This window comes from Streptomyces sp. URMC 126, from assembly GCF_051386555.1.
Lineage (GTDB): Bacteria > Actinomycetota > Actinomycetes > Streptomycetales > Streptomycetaceae > Streptomyces.
In genome coordinates this window covers 1-4,760 of record NZ_JBPQTX010000434.1, presented here as the reverse complement: position 1 = coordinate 4,760, position 4,760 = coordinate 1, and the positions used below count along the sequence as shown (strand labels likewise).

Genomic DNA, 4,760 nt, shown 5'->3' with positions numbered 1-4,760 from the left:
CAGGACCCCTGCCCGCCCGGCTCCCCCTGCCCAAAGCTCATGGGGCGCATCGTAGACCGGCGGACGCCGGGTGTCGCCGGGTGCGCCGGGCGCTGTCGGCGGTGCGCGCCACGCCCGGTAAACCGGTTGGTGGCGGTCCGGAATGCCGACACAATGCGTCGCATGGGACACGTCGAGGTGGCGCACGTCGAGTACTTCCTGCCGGATGGTCGGCCGTTGCTGGGCGATGTGTCCTTCCGGGTCGGTGAAGGGGCGGCCGTCGCGCTGGTCGGGGCCAACGGGGCCGGGAAGACGACGCTGCTGCGGCTGATCGCGGGGGAGATCCGGCCGCACGGGGGGACGGTCACCGTCGGCGGCGGGCTGGGCGTGATGCCGCAGTTCGTGGGGTCCGTACGGGACGAGCGGACGGTGCGCGACCTGCTGGTGTCGGTGGCGCCGCCGCGTATCCGGGAGGCCGCCGCGGCCGTCGACCGGGCCGAGCTCGCGATCATGGAGCGGGACGACGAGGCCGCGCAGGTGGCGTACGCGCAGGCGCTGTCCGACTGGGCCGAGGCGCGCGGCTACGAGGCCGAGACCGTCTGGGACATGTGCACGATGGCCGCGCTGGGCATCCCCTATGAGAAGGCGCAGTGGCGGCAGGTGCGCACGCTCTCCGGGGGTGAGCAGAAGCGCCTGGTGCTGGAGTCGCTGTTGCGCGGCACCGACGAGGTGCTGCTGCTGGACGAGCCGGACAACTACCTGGACGTCCCCGGCAAGCGTTGGCTGGAGGAGCGGCTCCGCGAGACGCGGAAGACCGTGCTGTTCGTCTCCCACGACCGGGAGCTGCTCGCCCGCGCCGCCGAGAAGATCATCAGCGTGGAGCCCAGCCCCGCCGGGTCCGAGGTGTGGGTGCACGGCGGCGGCTTCGCCACCTACCACGAGGCCCGCGCCGAGCGGTTCGAGCGGTTCGAGGAGCTGCGCAGGCGCTGGGACGAGAAGCACGCCCAGCTGAAGAAGCTCGTCCGGGACATGCAGCAGTACGCGGCCCGCAGCGACGAGATGGCCTCCCGCTACCAGGCGGCCAAGACCCGGCTGCGGAAGTTCGAGGAGGCCGGGCCGCCGCCGGAGCCGCCGCGCCGGCAGGACATCCGGATGCGGCTGGCCGGCGGGCGCACCGGCGTGCGGGCCGTCACCTGTAGGCGGCTGGAGCTCACCGGGCTCATGAAGCCGTTCGACCTGGAGGTCTTCTACGGGGAGCGGGTCGCCGTGCTCGGGTCGAACGGCTCCGGGAAGTCGCACTTCCTGCGGCTGCTGGCCGGGGAGCCGGTGGCGCACGAGGGCGAGTGGAAGCTGGGGGCGCGGGTGGTCCCCGGGCACTTCGCCCAGACCCACGCCCACCCCGAGCTGCTCGGCCGCACCCTCGTCGACATCCTGTGGACGGAGTACGCCAAGGACCGGGGCGGGGCGATGTCCGCGCTGCGCCGCTACGAGCTGGAGCGCCAGGGCGACCAGCGGTTCGAGCGGCTCTCCGGCGGGCAGCAGGCCCGTTTCCAGATCCTGCTGCTGGAGCTGGCGGGCACCACGGCGCTGCTGCTGGACGAGCCCACGGACAACCTGGACCTGGAGAGCGCGGAGGCGTTGCAGAAGGGGCTGGAGGCGTACGAGGGGACGGTGCTGGCCGTCACGCATGATCGCTGGTTCGCGCGTGCGTTCGATCGATTCCTGGTCTTCGGAGCGGACGGGCGGGTGCGGGAGGCGGCCGAGCCGGTGTGGGACGAGGGGCGGGTCGCGCGGGCGCGGTGAGGTGGCGGGGCGGCCGGGGTGCTCCCGGGCGGTCGGGCGCGGTGAGGACGGTCGTTCGGGGCGGGTGCGCCCGTTGGTGGGACCATGTGTTTTGACCCCGTGGGTGGCCGCCCGGTACTCTACGAGTTCGTTATGCGTATTGGCTTGGTCGTTCTCACGCGAGGGGCCCTTACGCTTGTCCGTCAGGCCGATCGCCGGCGGTCGGCACACGGGTTGCGTCCCCGTTGTGCGGCCAAGCTCGCGCGATCGTCCCATGCGGACCGTGTCAGGACCCACACTCACTGAAGAAGCGAAGGCTACGACCGTGCGTACGTTCAGCCCCAAGCCCGGCGATGTCCAGCGCCAGTGGCACATCATCGACGCGCAGGACGTCGTCCTGGGCCGTCTGGCCTCCCAGGCCGCCTCCCTGCTGCGCGGCAAGCACAAGCCCGTGTACGCCCCGCACATGGACATGGGTGACTTCGTCGTCATCATCAACGCCGACAAGGTTCACCTGTCCGGCAACAAGAAGACCCAGAAGATGGCGTACCGCCACTCTGGCTTCCCGGGTGGTCTGCGCTCCGTCCGTTACGACGAGCTGCTCGACAAGAACCCCGAGAAGGCCGTCGAGAAGGCGATCAAGGGCATGCTGCCCAAGAACTCCCTCGGCCGTCAGATGCTCTCGAAGCTGAAGGTCTACTCGGGCGACCAGCACCCGCACGCCGCCCAGCAGCCGCAGCCGTTCGAGATCACCCAGGTCAAGCAGGGCTAAGTCCCGGCCACCGCCGAACCAGAAAGTCTGAGGAGAATCGTGGCTGAGACCACCGCCGAGATGCCGGTCGAGGGCGTCGAGGAGTACACCACCGAGACCGAGGTCGTGGAGTCGGAGTACACCTCCGAGTCCCTCGCGTCCCGCTTCGGCGACCCGCAGCCGGCCGCCGGCCTGGGCCGTCGCAAGAACGCCATCGCCCGTGTCCGGATCGTTCCGGGCTCCGGCAAGTGGAAGATCAACGGTCGCACCCTTGAGGACTACTTCCCCAACAAGGTGCACCAGCAGGAAGTCAACGAGCCCTTCAAGGTGCTCGAGCTCGACGACCGCTACGACGTCATCGCCCGCATCTCGGGTGGCGGCGTCTCCGGCCAGGCCGGCGCCCTGCGCCTCGGCGTGGCCCGTGCCCTCAACGAGGCCGACGTCGACAACAACCGCGGCCCGCTGAAGAAGGCCGGCTTCCTCAAGCGCGACGACCGTGCGGTCGAGCGCAAGAAGGCCGGTCTCAAGAAGGCCCGCAAGGCTCCGCAGTACAGCAAGCGCTAATCCGGCGGTTCGCTGCTTCTGCTCGAACGCCCCGGCGGCACGATCCGTGCTGCCGGGGCGTTCGGCTATGCATCACCCGTACGGGTCAGGGGTCACTCGTACGGGCCACTCGGGGCGGGTACCCCGTATACCTGGGAGACTTCGGTCACCTGGCGGCAACGCTTTGGCCCAGGGCTCGTCACCTCAAGTACAAGGCTCAAGGACAAGGGGCTCCCTCCGGGACCCCGCACTCCCGCGTTTTTCGGAGGACACCAGTGGGACGACTCTTCGGTACGGACGGTGTGCGCGGCGTCGCCAACGCCGATCTGACGGCCGAGCTCGCGCTCGGCCTGTCGGTCGCCGCGGCGCACGTGCTCGCCGAGGCGGGGACGTTCGAGGGCCATCGCCCGGTGGCGGTGGTGGGCCGCGACCCGCGGGCGTCCGGGGAGTTCCTGGAGGCCGCCGTGGTGGCCGGACTGGCCAGCGCGGGCGTGGACGTCCTGCGCGTCGGCGTGCTGCCGACGCCCGCCGTCGCGTACCTGACCGGCGCGCTCGGCGCCGACCTCGGAGTCATGCTCTCCGCCAGCCACAACGCGATGCCCGACAACGGGATCAAGTTCTTCGCCCGCGGCGGCCACAAGCTCGCCGACGAGCTGGAGGACCGCATCGAGCGGACGTACCGGGCGCACGCCACCGGCGAGCCCTGGGACCGGCCCACCGGGGCCGGCGTCGGCCGCGTCCGCGACTACGACCAGGGCTTCGACAACTACGTCGCCCACCTGATCGGCGTCCTGCCGAACCGTCTCGACGGCCTCAAGGTCGTCATCGACGGCGCGCACGGCGCGGCCTCCCGCGTCTCGCCCGAGGCGTTCTCCCGGGCCGGCGCCGAGGTCGTCACCATCGGCACCGACCCCGACGGCCTCAACATCAACCACGAGTGCGGCTCCACGCACCTGGACAAGCTGCGGGCCGCGGTCGTCGAGCACGGCGCGGATCTCGGTGTCGCGCACGACGGCGACGCCGACCGGTGCCTGGCCGTCGACGCGACCGGTGCCGAGGTCGACGGCGACCAGATCCTGGCGGTTCTCGCGCTCGCGATGCGCGAGGCGGGGTCGCTGCGGAAGAACACCGTCGTCGCCACCGTCATGTCCAACCTGGGCTTCAAGCTGGCCATGGAGCGGGAGGGCGTCCAGCTCGTCCAGACCGCGGTCGGCGACCGCTACGTCCTGGAGGAGATGAAGGCCAACGGCTTCGCCCTCGGCGGCGAGCAGTCCGGGCACGTCATCGCCCTCGACCACGCGACGACCGGTGACGGGACGCTGACCGGGCTGATGCTGGCGGCTCGCGTCGCGGCCTCGGGGCGGTCGCTGCGGGAGCTCGCGGGTGTGATGGAGCGGCTGCCTCAGGTGCTCATCAACGTCCGGGACGTCGACAAGTCTCGGGTCGGGTCTTCGCAGGAGCTTGCCGAGGCCGTGGCCGACGCGGAGCGGGAGCTGGGGGCTACCGGGCGGGTGCTGCTGCGGTCTTCGGGGACCGAGCCGCTGGTGCGGGTGATGGTGGAGGCTGCTGATATCGAGCAGGCTCGGGCTGTGGCTCAGCGGCTTGCCGATGTGGTGAAGTCGGCGCTCGGGTAGTTCGTCCGGGTGCTGGTGGGTGGGCGGGATGGGGGGGTGCCCCTGTCCCGCCCCTTCCCGTTTCTTGCGGG

Annotated in this window: 4 protein-coding genes; all 4 read left to right on the top strand. The window is 71.1% G+C overall.

All coding sequences use genetic code 11. The features are described from left to right. Positions 1-162 precede the first annotated feature (162 nt). The 4 genes from ACSNOK_RS30795 (at position 163) to glmM (ending at position 4,689) form a co-directional block, all read left to right on the top strand. The gene (locus tag ACSNOK_RS30795; RefSeq protein WP_436784089.1) at positions 163-1,782 is read left to right on the top strand and encodes an ATP-binding cassette domain-containing protein; all 1,620 of its coding nucleotides are present in this window, start codon (positions 163-165) and stop codon (positions 1,780-1,782) included. Between the two features lie 304 nt (positions 1,783-2,086). After that, positions 2,087-2,533 (top strand): 50S ribosomal protein L13, encoded by a 447-nt coding sequence (rplM, locus tag ACSNOK_RS30790; RefSeq protein WP_004951311.1) that lies wholly within the window; start codon positions 2,087-2,089, stop codon positions 2,531-2,533. Positions 2,534-2,572: 39 nt separating this feature from the next. Continuing rightward, positions 2,573-3,076: a 30S ribosomal protein S9 gene (gene rpsI, locus ACSNOK_RS30785; protein WP_004951313.1), complete on the top strand. Its 504-nt coding sequence runs from the start codon at positions 2,573-2,575 to the stop codon at positions 3,074-3,076. Positions 3,077-3,330: 254 nt separating this feature from the next. Then, positions 3,331-4,689, top strand: a complete 1,359-nt coding sequence (gene glmM, locus ACSNOK_RS30780; RefSeq protein ID WP_436784088.1) for a phosphoglucosamine mutase — start codon at positions 3,331-3,333, stop codon at positions 4,687-4,689. Positions 4,690-4,760 lie beyond the last annotated feature (71 nt).

What these genes read in the sequence shown, in the direction of transcription:
- ACSNOK_RS30795 (WP_436784089.1), top strand. Translation starts at nt 163, where the DNA reads ATGGGACACGTCGAGGTGGCGCACGTCGAGTACTTCCTGCCGGATGGT.